This window comes from Rothia sp. HMSC071C12 (assembly GCF_001813895.1).
GTDB classification, from domain to species: Bacteria; Actinomycetota; Actinomycetes; order Actinomycetales; family Micrococcaceae; genus Rothia; species Rothia mucilaginosa.
On record NZ_KV814371.1, the window covers coordinates 4,439 to 24,924 of the forward strand.

Below are 20,486 nucleotides of genomic sequence, written 5' to 3' on the forward strand. Positions count from 1 at the left end.
CGCCGCCGCTCTTACCCGCATTCGCCGCGTACATACCCATCAGGAACTCGTAGGCGTCACCGAAAGCGTCATTCTCGCTATCCTCGTAACCCTTCTCCAGGTTCATGTCAGCCACAGCGTCCATGAGCTTGAGCAGGTTCTCGTGACGAGCCGCCGGGCTCACGCCCAGCTTGTTCGAGTCCAGCACGAAGTCGTCAAAAAGGCCCTTCACGTTATTCTCAGACTCGGTACCACGCGCCGACTCCTCAAACGCCTTGAACACGTTCGCCAGGGTCTCGTTCAGGTTCTGGTCCTGGCGAGCCTTCGCATGCACCACAGAGAACAACTGCGAAGGCAGCAGCAAGAAGCCGCGCTCCTCCACCAACATGCGGCGAGTATCCTCGTCAAAAGCCTCATCAGGAATCTGCTCAAAAGCCTGATCCAAACCGTACTTCTTCTCCACAAAGCGCACCTGGCTCTCAGAGAGATAACGGTAGAAAAGCATACCCAGCACGTACTGCTTAAAGTCCCAGCCATCTACCGAACCGCGCAAGTCATTCGCAATACGCCAAATCGTAGAGTGCAGCTGCGCACGCTCAGCGTTGCGGTTACGGTGCTCGTCAGTAGTAGCGGAAGAATCCGTAGACTGCGTCGTCATAGGGGCGGTCAACCTCTCATCAGTAATCGTTTCTACAATCGAAGAAACGCCAAACATTCGGGACCCGTGCGGTCCCGGTCGTACACATGCGCCAGCGCGGGTCTAGATGCTGTACTCGGTGGGAGCGTTCGTAGCTTCCACAAGCCATTTCGTACCCGGCGGCGCGAACTCTTTCAGTATACGGGTTCCCCAGACCCTGCACTCGCCAGTTCGTCACCGCTGAGCCTCCACCACCCCTCCCCGTAAACGGCGAGAAGCCACATGTGTTTCGAGAAGCCACCAAAGAAGTGGCTTTTCGAAACACATGTGGCTTCTCAATGTAAAGACCAGAAAATAGAAATCCGGCCCGTCTACTCCATCAAGAGTAGCGGGCCGAACGGTTAACTCCAGAGTACAAAAACCAGCACCCCAAAATCAACACATGAAGGATATTTCTAAAGAGCCTACGCCTCCGAGGGCTTCGCGCCGGTCAGGCGGTACGCCTTGTACACGCCCGTCACGTTACGGACCACGTTCAGCACATGCTCCAGCATGAAGCGGTCACCCAACTCCAGGGCGAAGCGGTCCACCACGGTACGATCCTCCGAGGTGTGCACGCGCGCATCCAGGATGTTCACGCCCGACTCAGAAATCGCGCGAATCAGGTCGCTCAGCAGGCCCTTACGGTCCAGCGCCTCCACCTGAATCTGCACACGGTACGTAGCAGTCGGCGAAGACGCCCACTCGACCGTGGTCACGCGCGGCTCCTCGTCGGCGTTACGCATGTTCGGGCAGTCGCGGCGGTGCACCGAAATGCCGTTGTAACGGGTCACAATGCCGATAATGTCATCCGGCGGGACCGGGGTGCAGCAGCGCGCAATCTTCGTCAGCACACCCTCAGCACCCGGCACGACCACGCCGTTATCGCCAATCGCTTTGCGGGTCGACTTCAGCAGCGTCTCGTCAAAGTCGCTGACCTCAACCTCGGGTGCCGGCTCGTCGCCGCGGTGCACCTCAACGAGGGTGTCAATGACCTGCTTCGGCGCGATCTCGTGCTCACCAATCGCACGGTACAGCGACGCCACATCGTTCTTGTGCAGCAGCTGAGCCACCTGAGTCATGATCTCCGGGCTCATCATCTTCTGCAGCGGCAGCTCACTATTACGCATGCTCTTGGTGAGCATCTCGCGGCCGGCGAGCAGCGCCTCCAGGCGGCGTTCCTTCGCGAAGTACTGGCGGATCTTCGTGCGAGCGCGTGAGGAGCGAACGAACTTCAGCCAGTCCTCGCTGGGTCCGGCGTCTTCGTTCTTCGTGGTCATGATTTCCACGGTCGCGCCGGTGGGCAGGACCGTGTGCAGCGGCACGAGGCGGCCGTTGACCTTCGCACCGACGGTGCGGTCGCCGACCTCACTGTGGATGGCGTAGGCGAAGTCCACGGGGGTGGAGCCGTTGGGCAGGGCGATCGCCTCACCGTTGGGGGTGAGGACCACGATTTCGTCGGTGTCGAGGGTGTCAGCGAGCGACTCGTAGAACTTCTCTGACTCCGGGTTGGAGTTCGAAATCTCGGCAATGGACTGCAGGATGCCGACGTTCATCATCGCCGAGGTCTGGGTGCCCGGCTCCTTCGGGTCCTTCGCGGGCGCGCCGCCACGAGCCGCGACCTTCTCGCCGCGCGATGCCGCCTTGTAGCGCCAGTGCGCCGCCACACCGTACTCAGCCTCTTCGTGCATCTTGTAGGTGCGGATCTGAATCTCAAGCGGCAGGTTGCCCGGACCGTACACGGTCAGGTGCAGCGACTGGTAGTTGTTGTTCTTCGGGTTCTTAATGTAGTCCTTGAAGCGGCCGGTCATCGACGGCCACAGGGACAGCACATGGCCGAGCACGGTGTAGCATTCCGCCTCTTCCTCAACCATGATGCGCACGGCGAGGATGTCATTAATCTCGTCGAAGCTGCGGCCCTTCGTCTTCATCTTCTGATGAATCGAATAGTAGTGCTTGGGGCGGCCGGTCACGGTCGCGTCGATGCCCACCTCTTTCAGACGCTCCGTAATCTTGGTGCGCGCCTCATTCAGGAACTTTTCGAGCGCGGGGGTGCGTTCGCCGACCATGCGCACCATCTCGGCGTAAATCTCCGGGCTCATGGCGGCGAAGGACAGGTCCTCAAGCTCCCATTTGATCGTGTTCAGGCCCAGGCGGTGCGCAAGCGGCGCGTAAATCTTCAGGGTCTCTTCTGCCTTCTTCGCGGCAGAAGCCTGCGGCACAAAACGCCAGGTGCGGGCGTTGTGCAGGCGGTCGGCAAGCTTGATGAGCAGCACGCGGATGTCCTTGCTCATGGACAGCACAAGCTTGCGGATTGTCTCGATGGAGGCGTTCTCGCCGTAGGTCATCTTGTCCAGCTTGGTCACGCCGTCGACCAGGTAGGCGACCTCCTCACCGAACTCTTCGGTGAGCTGCTCCATCGTGTAGTCGGTGTCTTCCACCGTGTCATGCAGCAGGCCGGCGGCGAGCACGGGGCCGGTCGCGCCCATCTCCGCAAGAATCGCAGTCACGGCGACCGGGTGGGTGATGTACGGGTCGCCACTCTTACGCTTCTGACCCTCGTGGCAGCGGTTCGCCACCTCGTAGGCACGCTGCAGCACCTGAATGTCCTCATCCGGGTGGTAGCGGCGCACGGCACGCACGACCGGCGCAATCATCGGGGAGAAACGGATGGTGCCGCCGTGCGAATCGGACGCCTCCATCGTGCTGCTGCGGCTACCGAAGACGAGGCGGTTCGGCACACGTCCGCCAGCAGCCATGACGCGGTGCGAGCCGCGTTTCTTCTTTGCGTCAGACGAATCAGTTTCAGGCAGAGGAATCGGGCCAGCGGGCCGAACCGCGGGCTTCTCGGCGGTCCCTGCAGGGTTCTCAGCGTTGGTGTTCACGGCAGGTTCTGCACTCATTCCAGGCTCCTTCGGACTCAAGATAATCAGCCGCACACTCAGGTTCCTCATCGTTGAGGGCTATACCGGCCAAACCAGCCATCAGCAGGCTCAAACGCGAGCGCACAGTATCTTCACTTCTTATCCTACCCAGCGGTCTGGAACGCGCCAAACTATGCGACGTTTTAACACACCAGAGCGCGTTGTTTAGGAAATAATCGGGCACGCTAAAGGGGAGCCGACACCTTTCGGTATCGACTCCCCTATCGTTAGTAACGCCAGTAGCGCTGGCGGAACGTTGGCTAACCGTTCAGGTTCACGCGGTGAATCTCAATGGTTGCACGTGCCGGCTTCTTAGCGGGCTTCTCGGTTGCCTTCTCGGCTGCGTTGTCCGCATCGGTCGCCTCGTCGGCAGAGTCCGCAGACTTGCTGGACTTCTCAGGCTTAGAAGCCTCGGCGGGCTCCTCCGAGCCCTCAGCATCGGCCTCGTCAGCATCCTCAGCGTCCTTGAAGCTGCCGCTCTCCACCTTCGCGGTGTGCTCACGAATCTGAGGCTCACCCAAACGCAGCGAAGCATACAGCGGCGCAGACACGAACAGCGTACCGAACATGCCCACCAGAATACCCACGAACAGCGACAGGGACAGGTCCTGCAGAGTACCCGCACCCAGGATGAACGCACCAATGAACAAGATCGCGCCCACCGGCAGAACACCCACAATAGCGGTGTTAATCGAACGGACCAGAGTCTGGTTCACCGCCAGGTTAATCTGCTCGGCAAAGGTCGTGTCGCGGCGTTCCAGCACATCCTCGGTGTTCTCACGGATCTTATCGAACACCACCACCGAGTCGTACAGCGAGTAGCTCAGAATCGTCAAGAAACCAATAATTGCACTCGGAGTGATCTCGAAGCCGAACGCGGCGTACAGGCCAACCGTCACCACCACGGTGAAGAACAGGCCCGCAATAGACGCCAGCGACATCTTCCAGGTGCGGAAGTAGAACGCCATACCAATCAGCGCAAGCACCACAAACGCGACCAGACCCCAGAACGCCTGACGGGTCACATCCGCACCCCAGGTCGGGCCCACAAACGAAGAGGTCACGTCATTCTCAGAGACGCCGTAACCCTCCTGCAGAGCCGCCTTCACCTGCAGAGTCTCATCATCGCTGAGCTTGCTCATCTGGGCACGAATCGTACCCGGCGCAATATTGGTCACGCGAACATCCGAAGCGTCCTTCGCCTTCTCGTGAATAATGCGCTCACCCGTAGCAGTATCAACGTGCGCGGTCTTCGAGACCACGAACTCCGAACCGCCACGGAAATCAATACCCAGGTTGAAGCCGCCACCAATAGCCGGAATCAGAACCGAAACCGCCATCAGCACAGCCGCAAGCAGCAGCCACAGGCGGCGCTTACCCACGAAGGGGTACGAGCGGGCACCCGAATGCAGGTCATTACCGAAGCGGGCAAAAGCATTAGGTTTCACATCGGTAGCCATGCTTAGCTCTCCTTCTTCTCATCAGAAGCAGACTCGTCAGCCTCAGCGGCGGCACGCTCTGCACGGCGACGCTCAGCAATGCTCAGCTGCTTCTCCCCCGGGCTGCGGAGGCGACCGGCACCACGGTACAGCGGCGTAGCACCCAGCGACTCAGGCGACAAGCCCGAGTGGCGGTGACCCTCACCAAAGTAACGAGTATTCGCCAGCAGAGTCAGCATCGGATGGGTGAACAGGTACACGACCACAAGGTCAGCAATCGCAGTCAAACCAAGGGTGAACGCGAAGCCCTTCACCGAACCAACCGACACCACGTACAGCACCACAGCAGCCAGCAGGTTCACAGCCTTCGACGCCAAAATAGTGCGGGATGCACGCTGCCAACCGTGATTCACCGCCGACGGGATCGTGCGGCCCGCACGGATCTCATCACGGATACGCTCAAAGTAGACGATGAACGAGTCAGCCGTAGCACCAATCGCCACAATCAGACCCGCCACACCAGCCAGGGACAGGCGGTAGTTCAACGCCCAACCCAGCAGCGCAATCGCCTCATACGAAATGATGCCTGCAACAATCAGCGACATCATCGTGACAAAACCCAGCAGACGGTACTGGAACAGCGAGTACACGAACACCAGCAGCAGACCAATCAGGCCGGTCAGCAGACCCACACGCAGCTGCTCCGAACCCAGGGTCGCAGAAATCTGCTGCTCCGACTGGATCGTGAAGCTAATCGGCAGGGCACCGTACTTGAGCTGATCGGCGAGAGCCTTCGCCTCCTGCTCGGTGAAGTTACCGGTAATCTGCGGCTTACCGTCAGAAATCACTGCCTGCGACACCGGGGAAGACAGCACCTTGCCATCCAGCAGAATTGCGAAGCGGGCACGCGGATCATTTGCGTTCTTCGCACGAATCGCGTTCAGGCGAGAAGTAATGTTCTGGAACTTCTCACGAGCCTCATCGTTGAACTGAATGTTCACAGCCCAACGGCCCGTAGTCACGCCCTGACCGCTCGTCTCCTGCGAGTGGCTTGCGGTAGAAATATCGCTACCGCTCAGCTCCACAGGACCCAGAATGTACTTCTCCTGACCGTCAGTGGAGCACGCCACCATCGGCTTAGTCGGGTCAGCACTATCGGCATCCTCATTACGTGCCGCGGTGCAGTCCTTCGCCTCGTACTGCTTGTACAGCTCCGGAGTAATCCAGTTGCGGTCCGAACCGTCAGTCGGCTCCGCAGACGGCTTGGGCAGCTTATCGTCCGCAGTGCGGGCATCCTCAGCCACCGCAGTACCGGCACCAGAAAGCAGCACCGGGCGGAACGTCATATTTGCAGACGCCTGAATCAGCTGACGAGTCTCAGCGCTAATCGTTCCGGGAACCGAAACAACCACGTTATTGCCCGAGCCGAAGGAGGTGGTAACCTCCGCCTCCGAAACGCCGGCACCATCAACGCGCTGACGAATAATCTCAACCGCCTGGTTCAACTGCTCCTGGGAGACGTTCTCATCCGAAGAGCCATTGACCTTCGGAGAAAGAATCATCTGAGTACCACCCGAAAGGTCCAGGGCGAGCTTCGGTGCCCAAGAACCTCCCGCGTAGGTGGTGCCGAAAATACCGGCAGCCATAACAACCATGAGCAGGACCATCGAGAGGAGCGCCCCTCGCGCGGCTGCAAGCGGTGAACGCTTAGCCATAATGTTCCTTCTTCGTGTGAATAGTATTGAGTGTTCTACAGATTCCGTAACGCGAAAACCCGACGCCGCTCACTGGGCGCCGGGCTCATACGCGCTGAATTACTTAGCAGTATCAGAAGAGGTATCGGAAGCGGGAGCTTCGGATGCGGTAGCCTCGTACACGTCCTCGGTCAGGGGCGCTACGGGGGCTTCCTCCTCAACGACGGCCATAATCGCGTTCAGTGCCAGGGTGATAACAACACCGTCCGCAATCTGAAGCTGCAGCTTGTTGTTCTCAAGGTCAGTGCTGACAACGGTGCCGTAGATGCCGGAACCAGTCATCACCTGGGTGCCGGGGACGAGAGACTGCTGCATTGCGCGCAGTTCCTCCATCTGCTTACGCTGACGCTTCTGGGCGGAGAACATCATCCATGCCAGCAGCGCCATCATGGCGATCATAATCAGGAGGTTAAAATCCATGGTCTCACTTTCACATCCGCACCCGTGCCGCTCACCGCGAGGGTTGAGCGTACCAGAAGGTGTGGAATCGTAGATACAGTACGTATCCATCCTACGCGAGAGCATGAGCTTTAGCGCCCCGAACCAGCGTTTTTGTGAGGTTAACCTGAGTTTTGGACTCTCTCGGCGTAATTTTATGTCGCCGACAGAGCCGGGCAGAGCTCGATGGAGCCTGCAGAACCGGTAGAAGAGCTTGCCGCGCCTGCAGAAGAACTACCGCCCCTGCAGAAGAGATACCGGGGGCACAGAGAAGCCCGCGGGAGGTTACTGCCTCCTACGGGCTACTACAGTGTTATCAGCTGGTGCCGACCTAAAGCTGATACGGATCTAGAGCTGAATCTCCGGGGCTTCCAAGCCGAGGTGCTCCCACGCCGCGGGCAGAGCCACACGACCGCGCGGGGTACGACCGATCAGGCCCTCACGCACCAGGTACGGTTCGGCAACCGTCTCCACAGTCTCCGTCTCTTCACCCACCGCAATGGCGAGGGTGGACAGACCCACCGGGCCACCGCCGAACTTGTGAATCAGCGCCTCCAGCACGGCGCGGTCCAGACGGTCCAGGCCGCGCGAATCTACCTCGTACATGTCCAGCGCGGTTGCGGCATCGGTCGCATTGATGCGGTCCACGCCGTTCACCAACGCCCAGTCACGCACACGACGCAGCAGGCGGTTCGCAATACGCGGCGTGCCGCGGGAACGACCGGCAATCTCCGTGAAACCCTCGGAGGTAATCTGCATATCCATCAGACCAGCGCTACGGCGCAGCACCAGCTCCAGCTCCTCCACCGAGTAGAACTCCAGGTGACCGGTAAAGCCGAAGCGGTCACGCAGAGGACCGGGTAGCAGACCCGCACGGGTCGTCGCACCCACCAGAGTGAACTGCGGCAGCTCCAGCGGAATGGAAGTCGCACCCGCACCCTTACCGACCACAATGTCCACACGGAAATCTTCCATCGCCATGTAGAGCATTTCCTCAGCCGGGCGGCTCATACGGTGAATCTCATCCAGGAACAACACCTCACCGGGAGTCAGCGAAGACAGAATCGCCGCCAAATCACCCGAATGCTGAATCGCCGGGCCGGAGGTGATGCGCAGCGGCGCCTCCATCTCTGCCGCAATAATCATCGCGAGAGTGGTCTTACCCAGACCGGGAGGGCCCGACAGCAGCACATGGTCGGCGCTACGGCCACGCATCTTCGAAGCCTCCAACACCAGGGACAGCTGCTGACGCACGCGGCGCTGACCCACAAAGTCGTCCAGGGACTTAGGGCGCAGTGCTGCCTCAATCATCTTCTCTTCAGGCTCTTCTTCCATCGCCACCAGGCGCTGGGCGGGAGCTGAAGACGCCTGAGTGCCGGGCACCTGACCGGGAAAATACCCGCCGGAAACCAGGGACGCCGCGGGCTGCGGCTCATAGGGATTCTGGCTCATAGAATTCTTCTTTCACAAAAGTTTGAGTGGGATACGTCGAACAGGGCGCACCGCTTAGTGGCGGCCCACCGTGTTCTGAGTACCCAAGGAGGCGAGCACACCGCGCAGAGCCACACCCACCGGCTCAGTCTCTGCGGCAGGGTTGTGCTGCACGTAAGCGTCAATAGCGGCGGAAGCGTCCTTCTCGCTCCAGCCCAGAGAGGTGAGAGCGTCAAGCACCTGCGGCTTCCAGACAATGCCCTGGCTCAGCGGCAGCTCATCAGTCTGACCATCGCTGAGAATCAGCTTGCCGGCAAGCTCCAGTACAATACGGCGGGCACCCTTCGGGCCAATACCGGGAACCTTCGTGAACGCCTTATCGTCACCGGTCGCCACGGCGCGCTCCACCTCAGCGGCAGTGTGAACACTCAACACCGCCAGAGCAATACGCGGACCAATACCGGAAACCGAAAGCATCATATCGAACACTTCACGCTCGGCAGGCTCCGAAAAACCGTACAGAGTCATCGACTCTTCACGCACAATCATGGTGGTCAGCACGGTAGCTTCCTCACCGGTGCGCAACTTGGAGAGAGTACGCGCGGTAGCGTACACGAGCATGCCGAAACCGTTCACGTTAATCACCACATGATCAAGGCCCACCTGAGCCACACGACCGGTCAGGGATGCAATCATTTCTCTCCACCTTTCAACACCGCGCCCCGAATCAGGCTCGCGGCAGTGTGAGGGCACCGGACACTCCGGCACCCACAGAACGCACTCCCCCAGTTCAACGGGGAGACACTACAAGTATATTAGAATATTTCTTCTGAAATCAAGCATATATTCGAACTTCTTAGCGAATACATGCGAGCCAGCAAGAGGTACGAAAAAGCCCACGAATGCGCCTCTAGCGGCGAGCGCGCGCCTCCGCCTCCATCCAGGCACGCTGCGCCGGAGTCAACGACCCGCCGCGGCGAGCCTGCGCCGGGCGTGAACCCTGGTGAGTCTGCGTCTGAGCGGACATGTTAATGCCCGAACCGATGCCACCGCCACGCCAGCCGTGACAGATCGCAATCGCCAGGGCATCAGCAGCATCAGCGGGCTTCGGCATGGAATCCAGCCCCAAAATGCGGGTCACCATGCGGCCCACCGACGCCTTGTCCGCGCGGCCGCTACCGGTCACCGCCGCCTTCACCTCCGAGGGGGTATGGAAGAACACCGGCACGCCGCGCATCGCCGCAGCAGAAATCACCGCGCCCGAAGCGTGCGCCGTACCAATCACCGTGTTCACCTGCTCCTGAGCGAAGATACGCTCAATCGCCAGGGCATCCGGCTTGTAGGTGTCGAGCCAGTGGGAGGCGGCGTTGAAAATCCAGAGAATACGCTGGTCCAGGGACTCCGCCGGGATTGTGCCGGCAACACCCACGTTCACGAAGTGCGCCTTACGGTCGGCAGTCATGTCGAGCATGGAGAAGCCGCAGCGGGTCAGGCCCGGGTCAACACCCATGATGCGGGTTGCACCCGGCACACGCTCCACGGCGGTGGCAGCATGGTTCTCACGCATGCTATCGCGTGCGGCAGGTTGAGCGGCGGCCATCATCTCCCCTTTCGACAAACTCCCTCTAGAATCTCTAGATTCTAGCCCTTCAGAATCCTAGCACCCGGCACCGGGGCGTGCCACGAGCGCGGTCATAACGAGCACAGTCACCACAAGTACAGCCACCGTGCGCCCCGCGAAAAGCACCCAGCGCATCCCCCAAATAGCCCCAAGACGCTAAGAAGCCACTCCCCCAACCAGCCACCCTACGGCGGCTCGGTTAAAGGAGCGGCTTCTTCAAGCATCAGATATCAGAACCCGAGTGATTACTCAGCTATGATTACTCAGCTTCCAGCTCTGCCATAACCTCGTCAGAGACGTTAGCGTTCGAGTAGACGTTCTGAACGTCGTCGAGCTCTTCAATAGCATCTGCCAGCTTCATGAACTTCTTAGCACCCTCAGCGTCCAGGTCAACCTGCATGGTCGGGCGGAAGACCGGGTCGTCGTTGTTGTACTCCAGGCCAGCCTCGTCCAGTGCCTTACGGATCTCGGGCAGGTCGGTCGCTGCGGAAACAACGGTGAAGATATCGCCCTCGTCCAGAACCTCTTCAGCGCCTGCATCCAGAACAGCCATCAGAACGTCGTCCTCGGTCAGACCGTCAGTCTTGGTGACCTCAGCAACGCCCTTACGCTCGAACAGGAACGCAACCGAACCCTGGTCAGCCATGGTGCCGCCGTTACGGGTCACAGCCAGGCGAACCTCAGACGCTGCACGGTTACGGTTATCGGTCAGACACTCAATGTACAGAGCGGTACCCTGCGGGCCGCGTGCTTCGTACATGATTTCGGTGTAGTCAATGGTCTCACCGGTCAGGCCAGCGCCACGCTTGATTGCGCGGTCAATGTTGTCGTTAGGAACGGAGTTCTTCTTCGCCTTCGACACAGCCAGGTCAAGAGCGGGGTTACCAGCAATATCAGCGCCACCCATACGTGCCGCAACTTCAATTGCCTTAATGAACTTCGCGAAAGCCTTCGCACGCTTAGCGTCGATAGCAGCCTTCTTGTGCTTAGTAGTCGCCCATTTAGAGTGACCGGACATTCGTATCTCCCTTAGTCAAAACCTCTGCACGGACACGGCGAAACGCCCCGCGCACTGTACTATAACTCAATCAACTATACCGTAGCGGAGGCGCACACCACCTCAGAAAGTGCACGCCACCGCCAGGAATAGGCTAGCGGGGGCGGGACGCAGCCGAAGCGCGCGCCTTCTCCACCAGCGAGTCGTCAATCGTGTTCGGCGTGAACTCGCCAAACTTACGCTGAGCCGCCTGCTTAATCAGGTAGTCCGAAATCTTCGGGTTCTTCGGCAGCAGCGAACCGTGCAGGTAAGTGCCAATCACGTTGTGCACGCGCGCACCCTCATACGCATCGGTCACGTTGTTGCCCTCACCCTTAGTGACGGTAGCCAGCGGGGTGCAGCCGGAACCCAGGTAAGTCAGGCCCGAGTGGTTTTCAAAACCAATCACGGTGCCGAACTCCTCAGACTCCTCAACAATGTTGCCGATCAGTCGGTCATCGCCGCCGACCGTGTGCGCATCAAAAATGCCGATACCCTTCAGCACCTCACCCTCACGGGTGCGGAATTCCTTGCCGAACAGCTGGTACAGGCCACAAATGACGAGCATCGGCACGCCAGCCTCAGCCAGCGAGCGCAGCGTGTCACCGTTCGCGTGCAGGTCATCCTGAATCACGGACTGACCCGAGTCCTGGCCGCCGCCACCCAGAATGATGTCAACATCTTCCGGGAAAGGCTGACCGGGGTTGTGGTCCAGAATCTGCACGTCAAAGCCGTGCGCCTGCGCGCGACGAGCCAACGCCAGAGTGTTACCCCAGTCGCCGTAAATGTTCATGTCGAGCGGGTACAGCTGCAGAATACGCAGAGTCTTACCGTTATTGGGGCCGGAGGCGGGGGTGCCCTCAAAAGTGTGAGTTGCCGTCATTAGGAGACCCTCTCAACGTCAGTGATCTTTGCGAGCTCTTCACGCAGAGCCAGCATTGCGGTGTAGGTGCAGAAAATACGCATGGGCGCGTTACCGCTGGAGGCGATGAAGCCCTTGAGCGCATCGGCGAGGTTCTCGTTAACATCGTCAACCTTCACGCCGTCATGCTCCAGACGCAGCGCCATATCCCAGGCACGCACACCCGAAACCATCTGCACGCCGGTCTTCTTCAAGCTGTCGAAGTCAACATCCCACAGCCAGGACACGTCACGACCGTCAGCGTACTGGTCGTTGATCGTAATCATGGTGGCGTAGTCGTCAGCGTTCGCGCTCGCCAGGGACAGGCGGAAACCGCTCGGGTTCTTCACCAGCAGCAGCTGCAGCGGGCGGCCGTTCACGTTCAGGGTCTCACCGCGACCGAAGGCGGGGGTAATCTTCGCCAGCTCGGCGATGAGCTTATCTTCGTTGAGCTTCTCGCCCATGACGGCGCGGGTCAGCGCCATAGCGCCTGCCGCGTTGAAGATGTTGTAAATGCCGTAGAGGTTGATTTCGCCGACTCGCTCCACGCCCGCCAGGTCGAAGGTTGCGGAGGTGCCGGAGAACGCGGTCAGGGTGACGTCGGCATCGGGCAGGGTTGCCTTCGCGACGGTGCCGCCGCGCATCTCATCGTCCGAGGGGAAGTACGAGCGCAAGGACTCATCCAGACCGTAGTACTTGACGGTCACGCCCGGCTGCACGTTCTCAGCGAGGGAGCGGATGCGCGGATCCTCACGGTTGAGCACCACGGTGCCGGTCGTTGCGGAGGCGACAGTCGCCAGCATGCGGCGGGTCGTGTCAATCTCACCGAAACGGTCCAGCTGGTCACGCAGAACGTTCAGCAGCAGAGCGTAATCGGGCTTGACGGCCTTGACGAAGTGCACGGCGTGCGCCTCGTCCAGCTCAAGCACAGCAATATCAGCGTCAAGCTTGCCGCCGAGGGTCATCTCGCCCAGCAGGGCCGCGGCGACACCGCGCACAAAGTTCGAACCGGTGCGGTTAGTGAAAACCTTCAGACCCTGAGCTTCAAGTAGCTGCACAGCCATCTTCGTGGTGGTGGTCTTACCGTTCGTGCCGGAGACAACAACCACGCCGTAGGGCAGCTTCGCGAGCTCTTCAGCGACGAAGTCGGGGTGCAATTTTTCCATGACAAGGCCGGGGAAGGCGGAGCCGCCGCCGCGAAGCTTAGTCGCGGCGCGTACGCCCTGGCCGAGAAGACGAATGAGGGGTTTGGACATGCTTTCCATTTTAGTACACGCACGCCAGCGGCTGAATGGTTCGCCCGGCTCGTTCGCTCATGCCGGACGGGGCGGCAGACGGCGGTATTAGAACAGCGAGCCCTGCACCCTCACCCGCGTGAACTCCTGCGCCGGCTCCACCAGCACGTTCCGCCACGCGGCAGTGTTCACCAGGAACGCCGCGTCAGCATCGCCGGTGTGAGCGCTCAAAAACTGACCCGCCGCGCCCGTACAAAAGAAGCCAGCTGCCCCGCTCTCCAGACCAGATTCACAGGGTGCCAGCGGTTCGGGTGATTGCGCACGCAGAGCTGCGTACGGGCGGTTCATGGCGAGCGACGGAATCCACGGCTCATCCAGGGCGGTGAGTGGCACTTCCGGCTCGGTGCGCGCCAGTTCGGCGAGCGCTTCGCGGGCGCGGGCGACCGCCTCCTGATGGGCGGTGCGAAGCTGCGCGCCGGGCAGCGGGTTCGTCCAGGCGCGGTACTTGCTCGCCATCTGCTTGACCTGCGGAATCTTCGCGAGGGCGGTCACGGCGTCCTCGGCGCGGCGAATGGCAAGGCCGTCGGGTGCGAGCGCAATGTAGGTGGCGGTGGCGACCGCCTGCTCATCCAGGCGGCGCGGGGTCGAATGTAGGGAGCTGGTGCCGACCTTGTGCGTGCCGTCGGGGAAGGTCGCGATGTAGAGGCGATGCTCCAGCATGGCGTAGGCGCGCATGGATTCGGTGAGCGTTCCGGGGTACAGGTGCGCGCTGTGCAGGGCGGTAAATTCGTCACGGGCGGTGCAACGCGGGCACTGCTGGCCACGGTGGATGCGGGTGCCTTCGGGGCAGGGTACGCGGCGGATTCCGGCGGAGGCTCCCCCAGCCTCGGGGGCGGCGTCATTGCTCGTGCCGGTGGTGTAGCCTGCGCAGTAGCGGTACAGCTCCCCTTCGCTATCGCGCGGAATGCGCAACCCCAGGTAGGCGCCGGGGGTCAACGGAATCTGGATGCGAACCCCGCTCGGAACGCCAGGCTGCGCGAGGCTTCTTTCCTGGTTAGGGGTGCTCTCCCCCGTCATATGGGGCGCCCCCGCCGCTTGAGATGCCCGGTTATGAGCTCCTTCAGCGACCCCTCCGGGCACGACCGGTTCCACCTCAATGAGCGGGCGGCGGTTGGCCCAGCGGACCTGCCTCCAGATGAGCAGCTGCGGCGTGCCTGCAGAATTACCGGCGGCAGGCGCAGTAGCAAACTCGTCAAAAGCAGTCTCAAGCAGGTTGGGGTACTCCATAGCATTCCACTCTAGCGGGTCTGGCAAGTTCTGGCGTTCTCTATACAACTTCCCTGGCGCATCCTCAGGCGTTCAGTACAGGCGCACATCCTCGGAAAACAAAAAAGAGGCCAGCGTCCTTCACGCTGATCCGCACCCCCGCAGTGTTGCCGTGCGTTCACGCACGACGGGGTGGGTTCTCAGCTGAGGCGCTGACCTCTGTGGTTGAGGCAGGGCGCTTACCCTGCCAAGCCCGAAAGCGATCGGTGACCGCTATTTTTCGGTGAGCTATGCGGTGTTCATGGAAGCCGGAAGCTTCCCCGAAGCGTCGCTGCATTTAAAACTTTGCCATATCCAATGGACATAACATCATTCAAATACGCATCGACTGCCCAATCTGCGCATTTATGACGCAGAATTTCTGTGCACTAGCTGGCAAATTGAAGCAATTAGTGCAAAATTTCAAAATCACCAAGCCGCTCAGCCGGACTATCTGACGGATGAGCCACGCCATCTAGCTGAGGCGGGCAAACCCCTCCGCGATGGCCACACGCATATCGTCCAGCGTGCGGGACATAGTCTTGGTGTGAGCGATAATCGGCAGGAAATTCGTGTCTCCACTCCAGCGCGGCAGAATGTGCTGATGCAGGTGATCAGCAATGCCCGCGCCGCCAACCTTGCCCTGATTTATGCCAATGTTGAAGCCGTCATTATGCGACACCTCGCGCAGAACCTTCATGGCAAGCTGCGTCAGCTGCGCAATCTCCATGGTTTCTGCCTCGGTCGCATCGTCATAGAACGGGATGTGGCGGTACGGGCAGACCAGCAGGTGACCGGGGTTATACGGGTAGAGGTTGAGAATCACGAAGGCATGCTCGCCGCGGTGCACAATCAGCGACTCTTCGTCACTGCGGCTGGGCGCGGTGCAGAAGGGGCAGGTCTTCTCGGTGTAGTCCTTCTGGCCACCGCTCACGTAGGCGGTGCGGTGAGGGGTCCACAGGCGCTGGAACTGGTCCGGTGCGCTGGGTAGCTCGAAGGAATCCTGCACCGAGGCTGCGGTGCCATGCTCGGGGGTCGTGTTCTCGCTCATAGTCCCATTCTATAGCCCGCACGCGGCAACGGGAACGCCCCGTCCGTCATGCGTGCCAGATATGAGATAACTCCCCCGGCAGCGCGCTTAGCTGTGCTGCTTTTCCAGGTGAATGATGCGGGTGGCACCCTCAAAGGTCATGGGGAAGCTCAGCACGCCGTCCTCCATGACGAATTCCTTGGTTTCCTTATCGGAGGCGTACGGTGCGTGGCTCAGCTTCGCGTGGTCCACGTGCGAAATGTAGCTGAAGTTGCCGGTCTTCGCCTCGAAAGTGCCAGCCCAGAAGGGGGTTGCCAGCTCTTCGTGGTTCAGGTGGTAGGTGACCTCGATAATGCCGTCGTGAATGACTGCGTCCATGTAGTTCTCAAGGTTGGTAGAGTCCTGCTGAACCCAGGTGCCGTCCATGATTTTCTGCGAGCGCGCAACGGCTGCCGAGGAAGGCATGGGCGCCGCGGTGTATGCGGCAGGCTCCTGGTTGCTCGTGTTGTCCGGCGCGGGGGTCTCAGTGGGCTGGGTCGCAGCCGGGTGAATCGACGGGTCATGCGAGGCATTAACCGCCGCCTTAATTCCGGTGCTGTCATCGCCGGGGGCGGAAACGGCACTAGGCTCGACGGTTTCAAAAGCTGCGGGGTCAACAACCGCACTTGCGGAGGCGTTATTCGGTGCGGGTGCACACGCGGTGAGAGAGAGCGCGCCGAGTAGAGCGAGCGCGCCCAGAGTGGACTTAGGTACCACGAACGTGTCCTAACAGAGTATGTGTTTGAGTGAGTTTGTGAGTTGAGTGGTGCCTCCCCGTGAGTGAGGTGGGGATACGACGACACCCCGTAGCGCATTGAGGCTACAGGGCGTTCGATAACCGGCACGGTAGATAGTTTATAGGCTCTGGCTAGGAGTTTCACCAGTGGCGGCCATTTTTAAAAGATAGTTTGGTCACATTAGATCTTAAGTTGAGGGGTTTTTCGCGCACACGAGCCCCAATTTGCACTCTCCACGGGCTAATTTTGCCTCGACAAGGCGAAATATCCCGCACGGTGGCGTGGGCGGCAATTTTCTTGCCTTCGTCTTGCCTTCGCGTGGGCTCGGCACCCAAACCCACCGCTTCAATAAGTATGCGGTGTGGGTTTGAGCGCCAAGCCTCAACTGAACTGTTATATCTGCGCTGCTATCTGCGCTACCGCAACCGAGCCGCTACAGCCCGGTTACTGTCCGCAGGGTATTTGCGAGCGGACTACTGCTTGCGGGAACGTAGCGAGAACTTCTCACGAATAATCGTGAACGTCTGGCGGGTCTCCTCCAGCAGGGCGACCGGCTCCTGCTCGCGCACCGCAACCTCATGAGATGCCGAGGAGTCGGCAGGTTCACCAGCCCGCGCGGCGCCGGGCGCGGTGTTCGGGGTAGCCTCCGCAGAAGCTGCCGCAGCAGCACCCGGAGCGCCAGGAGTACCAGGGGCAGTAAAGCCCGCGGCGGCGCTGAAACCGGCGCGGCGTGCCGCCTCCGCTTCCGAAGGAACCGGGTGCACACCGTCTTCATCCACGACCTCACGCAGCGTGTAGTCGTGGGCTTCACGGCGCGCATACTCACGAGCCAGCAGGGCACGCAACTCAGAAATCTCCTGGCGAAGATCGTCCACGTCAGCCTTGGTTGCGGGGTACTCCTGCTCCTCCCTGCCACCAAACTTTTCGATAATCCAGCTCGCGAGCGCACCGGTAGCAACCGCGACCAAGCCCCCGCCGTACAGCATGACGATCACGGCGATGACCCTGCCGATACCGGTGACCGGGTAAACGTCTCCGTAGCCGACCGTGGCGAGGGTCGTGAACATCCACCAGTAGGCGGTGGGCAGGTCACGAATCATCGCGCCCGGCTCGGAGGACTCCACCGAATAGATCGACAGGGCAAACATGATGATGAAGATCGCGGTGTATCCGAAGAGCTTCACCGCCAGCTCTGAGAGCCTCTTATATTGGCGGTTGGCGGTCATATAAATCATGGAGAGGAAGCTGACAATACGCCACGCGGGCAGCAGCACAATCGCCAGGTTCATCAGGTTATGCGTGATGAAGTAGAGTCGCCGCGGCGCCAAGTACAGGCGAATGCAGTAGTCGGCGGCGAATAGGCCCCACAGGATCATCTGAATGATGTTGAGGTACGCGTCGTACGGCTCCTGAATGCGTGTGCTCATGATGGGCGCGGCGAACGCGAGCAGGTACAGTACGGACGCCACGAACATGGGCGTGGAGGAGCGTTCCTCCCACGCCGCCAGGTTCTTCTCGCCGCGGTACTTGCTGAGCGTGCGGAACAGGCGGGTGCGCGGGGCGCGACGCGGCGGGTCCGTGACGGTGCGGGTGACCGTGCGGATAGTCGTGGTGTGCGTTTCAGGTTCGCCTACATCAATAATCTCGGCGTCACCATCGGGGTTACCCTGGGTGCCCGCTTTCTGGTCGCCCTTGCTGTGCGGGTGATGCGTGGTGCGGGTGATGCGACGCTCCTCGCGGTGCGTACCGTCCGGCGCGTCGGTGGTGGCGTATTCTTCGACGACCTCTTCGTAGTCGTCGGGGTCCAGGTCGGTGGAGTAGACGGAGTGGGTGCTGTCCAGGCGGGCGCTATCAATCTGCACGGCATCAACCTGTACTGCCTCCATGCCGGGGGCGGTAGCCTCTGCGGGGCTACTTGCTGCAGCACTAGTTTTGGCGGCACTGGATTCTGCCGGTGCCGACTGGGTATAACCAGCCTTCGTGGTATTCTCAGCGGCGGCTTCAGATGCGGTAGTTTCAGATGCAACAGTTTCAGGGCGCGCAGACGCACCCACCGGGCTGTTCCCCGGAATATTGCCCGAGGTATTCCCCGAGGTATTGGGTGCTGTGCCGTTCTTTACCGTGTTGTCTGTCTGGTTCTGTTCTGCCTTATCCATAGTGTGAATGATACTCCACGCCGTTGCGTTTGCGTTTCTATTTCGTTGCACTGTGACCTTGTGCTGTGACCTTTGGGCGGCGGTCTTTACACCGCGGTTTTGTGCACGATACTGTGTCGAAATCGGGCGGCGGTTCGGTTGCGGTGGAGAACCGTTCGGGTGCGAAGATGACGGTGTATTGTGCGGGTGTGGATCGTAAGGAGCGTAGTGTGCCTGCGGGTGGCCGCGTGTTTGTGGAGGATTTGGGGGTGCGTGCTTCGGCGGGTTCTCCCCTATTTTGTGGTGTGGTGACTTCTGATAGTACTGCTAGCTGGAATGTTACGACCCTCGGCGGGCGTGCCTAAGAGCAGCTGCGGCGCTAATAAAGCCTGCACAAGGGAAAACAGGCACCTCTGGTAACGATTATCTTTTGTATTAGAGGTATATTAAGAACGGACTACCCGCCGTTATTAACCAGCCGTTATCAATCAATGGAGATACACCGATGACCGCTCAGTCGCCTGATACCACTGAGGTTGAACTTCCCAAGTTCTACGAATTCATTCCCAGCATTCTTGCTTACCTATCTGACGGCAACTCCCCCACCAATAAAGAGATTTATAGCGCTGTAGCAGAGCGCTACCCGCTTTCTGACGAGCAGCTACTACCCTACCTGCCGAACGGCAAGCGTCCCGTCTATGTGGACCGCATTAGTTGGGGCTTGACCTATCTCAAGATGTTCGGTGCGGTTGATTCCCCTCGCCGCGGTCAGCAGGTTATTTCTGACGAAGGCTTGAAGCTGATTGAGGCTCATCCTGGGGGCATCCCCGATGATGTCGTCGCGCATATCGTTCGTTCCGCCCGCAGCACGCGTGAGCGTTCCCAGTCTGATAGTTCCGAGCAGGACCCGCAGGAAACCCCGAAGACCGCTACCAAGACTGTTGCCGTCACGACTGCACCCTCTGAGGTGTCTGATAGCACCCCGCAGGAACTCATTGATGAAAGCATCACTCAGATTGAGTCCGCGCTGACGCACGATATTTTGGAACGCGTCCGCGCAATGTCTCCGACTGCTTTTGAGCATCTGGTGGTGGATGTTCTGTTGGCGATGGGCTACGGCGGCCCGGCAGGACGCGGCACCGTTACTCCGGCTTCCAATGACGGCGGCGTGGACGGAATCATTGACCAGGATGCGTTGGGTCTTTCAAAGATTTATGTCCAGGCTAAGCGTTACGCCAAGGACAATGTGGTGGGACGCCCTGCCCTTCAGAGCTTTGTGGGCGCACTGCATGGCAAGGCAACGCAGGGAGTGTTCATCACGTCGAGCTCCTATACGTCTGACGCACGCGGCTATGCGGAGGAACTTGGTGGCGGAGTTTCCCTCGTTCTGATTGATGGTGAGCACCTGGCGCGCCTCATGATTAAGTACGGTGTTGGCGTACAGGTGGCACGCACGTACACCATCATGAAGCTTGATGAGGACTTCTTCGACGAAGCCTAAACGTTACACAAGCGTGGGGTGGAAAGCATGTAGCTTTCTGCCCCACGCTTTCTTTTGGGTTAGCCGCCTTTTGGGTTAGCCGCTGGAATGTTACAACCCTCGGCAGCCGCGCCTAAGAGCAACCGCGGCGTTCAGAGTGTGGTGGGTGCGCCTCCGCAGGCCCGGGCGTATTCCCCCGGAAAGCCAGCAAATACGCGGCAAACCACCGCATCAGCACGGTGTATAACCCACCCCCTTTATGGTGACAAGTAGTCGCCAAGCTTAGCCATAGCTAAGCGGAAAAGACGGTGTTCAAGAGCACATAC

Annotated in this window: 17 protein-coding genes; 2 read left to right on the plus strand and 15 right to left on the minus strand. The window is 60.0% G+C overall.

Going from position 1 to position 20,486, the window contains the following annotated elements; translation table 11 throughout:
* From HMPREF2942_RS03405 to HMPREF2942_RS03475, 15 genes are all read right to left on the minus strand, one after another.
* Window positions 1-637 (minus strand): type I restriction-modification system subunit M N-terminal domain-containing protein (locus tag HMPREF2942_RS03405; RefSeq protein ID WP_246824343.1); only part of this gene is annotated, 637 nt, incomplete at its 3' end.
* A gap of 443 nt (window positions 638-1,080) precedes the next feature.
* Entirely contained in the window at window positions 1,081-3,558 is a 2,478-nt protein-coding gene (locus HMPREF2942_RS03410) for a RelA/SpoT family protein (protein ID WP_070688392.1), read from the minus strand.
* Between the two features lie 281 nt (window positions 3,559-3,839).
* Complete coding sequence (gene secF / locus HMPREF2942_RS03415) at window positions 3,840-5,039, minus strand: protein translocase subunit SecF (protein WP_070688393.1); 1,200 nt, start codon at window positions 5,037-5,039, stop codon at window positions 3,840-3,842.
* Window positions 5,040-5,041: 2 nt separating this feature from the next.
* A complete protein-coding gene (gene secD / locus HMPREF2942_RS03420; RefSeq protein ID WP_070629820.1) occupies window positions 5,042-6,733 on the minus strand; it encodes a protein translocase subunit SecD in 1,692 nt (563 codons plus the stop codon).
* 99 nt (window positions 6,734-6,832) lie between these two features.
* Window positions 6,833-7,192: a preprotein translocase subunit YajC gene (yajC, locus tag HMPREF2942_RS03425; protein WP_070688394.1), complete on the minus strand. Its 360-nt coding sequence runs from the start codon at window positions 7,190-7,192 to the stop codon at window positions 6,833-6,835.
* Between the two features lie 366 nt (window positions 7,193-7,558).
* Window positions 7,559-8,545, minus strand: coding sequence for a Holliday junction branch migration DNA helicase RuvB (ruvB, locus tag HMPREF2942_RS03430; RefSeq protein ID WP_172855776.1), 987 nt, complete (start codon window positions 8,543-8,545; stop codon window positions 7,559-7,561).
* A gap of 171 nt (window positions 8,546-8,716) precedes the next feature.
* Entirely contained in the window at window positions 8,717-9,337 is a 621-nt protein-coding gene (ruvA, locus tag HMPREF2942_RS03435) for a Holliday junction branch migration protein RuvA (protein WP_049350132.1), read from the minus strand.
* A gap of 214 nt (window positions 9,338-9,551) precedes the next feature.
* Window positions 9,552-10,241: a crossover junction endodeoxyribonuclease RuvC gene (gene ruvC, locus HMPREF2942_RS03440; protein WP_070643479.1), complete on the minus strand. Its 690-nt coding sequence runs from the start codon at window positions 10,239-10,241 to the stop codon at window positions 9,552-9,554.
* 280 nt (window positions 10,242-10,521) lie between these two features.
* Window positions 10,522-11,280 carry a YebC/PmpR family DNA-binding transcriptional regulator gene (locus tag HMPREF2942_RS03445; RefSeq protein ID WP_070506196.1) on the minus strand — a complete coding sequence of 253 codons (759 nt, stop codon included), beginning with the start codon at window positions 11,278-11,280 and terminating at the stop codon, window positions 10,522-10,524.
* Window positions 11,281-11,413: 133 nt separating this feature from the next.
* Window positions 11,414-12,181 (minus strand): type 1 glutamine amidotransferase, encoded by a 768-nt coding sequence (locus tag HMPREF2942_RS03450; RefSeq protein ID WP_070688395.1) that lies wholly within the window; start codon window positions 12,179-12,181, stop codon window positions 11,414-11,416.
* Complete coding sequence (locus tag HMPREF2942_RS03455) at window positions 12,181-13,464, minus strand: Mur ligase family protein (RefSeq protein WP_070688396.1); 1,284 nt, start codon at window positions 13,462-13,464, stop codon at window positions 12,181-12,183. The genes HMPREF2942_RS03450 and HMPREF2942_RS03455 overlap by 1 nt, the downstream gene beginning before the upstream one ends.
* A 78-nt stretch (window positions 13,465-13,542) precedes the next feature.
* Window positions 13,543-14,721, minus strand: coding sequence for a hypothetical protein (locus tag HMPREF2942_RS03460; protein ID WP_070688397.1), 1,179 nt, complete (start codon window positions 14,719-14,721; stop codon window positions 13,543-13,545).
* Window positions 14,722-15,214: 493 nt separating this feature from the next.
* Window positions 15,215-15,790, minus strand: a complete 576-nt coding sequence (locus tag HMPREF2942_RS03465) for an HIT family protein (protein ID WP_049350129.1) — start codon at window positions 15,788-15,790, stop codon at window positions 15,215-15,217.
* 87 nt (window positions 15,791-15,877) lie between these two features.
* The gene (locus tag HMPREF2942_RS03470) at window positions 15,878-16,525 is read right to left on the minus strand and encodes a hypothetical protein (protein WP_012903445.1); all 648 of its coding nucleotides are present in this window, start codon (window positions 16,523-16,525) and stop codon (window positions 15,878-15,880) included.
* Window positions 16,526-17,018: 493 nt separating this feature from the next.
* Complete coding sequence (locus HMPREF2942_RS03475; RefSeq protein ID WP_070688398.1) at window positions 17,019-18,701, minus strand: potassium channel family protein; 1,683 nt, start codon at window positions 18,699-18,701, stop codon at window positions 17,019-17,021.
* Between the two features lie 113 nt (window positions 18,702-18,814).
* Here HMPREF2942_RS03475 and HMPREF2942_RS09350 point away from each other — a divergent pair, with 113 nt between their 5' ends.
* Together HMPREF2942_RS09350 and HMPREF2942_RS03480 are read left to right on the plus strand one after the other, a co-directional pair.
* Window positions 18,815-19,045 carry a hypothetical protein gene (locus HMPREF2942_RS09350; RefSeq protein WP_141755591.1) on the plus strand — a complete coding sequence of 77 codons (231 nt, stop codon included), beginning with the start codon at window positions 18,815-18,817 and terminating at the stop codon, window positions 19,043-19,045.
* Between the two features lie 140 nt (window positions 19,046-19,185).
* A complete protein-coding gene (locus tag HMPREF2942_RS03480; protein WP_070688399.1) occupies window positions 19,186-20,181 on the plus strand; it encodes a restriction endonuclease in 996 nt (331 codons plus the stop codon).
* Window positions 20,182-20,486 lie beyond the last annotated feature (305 nt).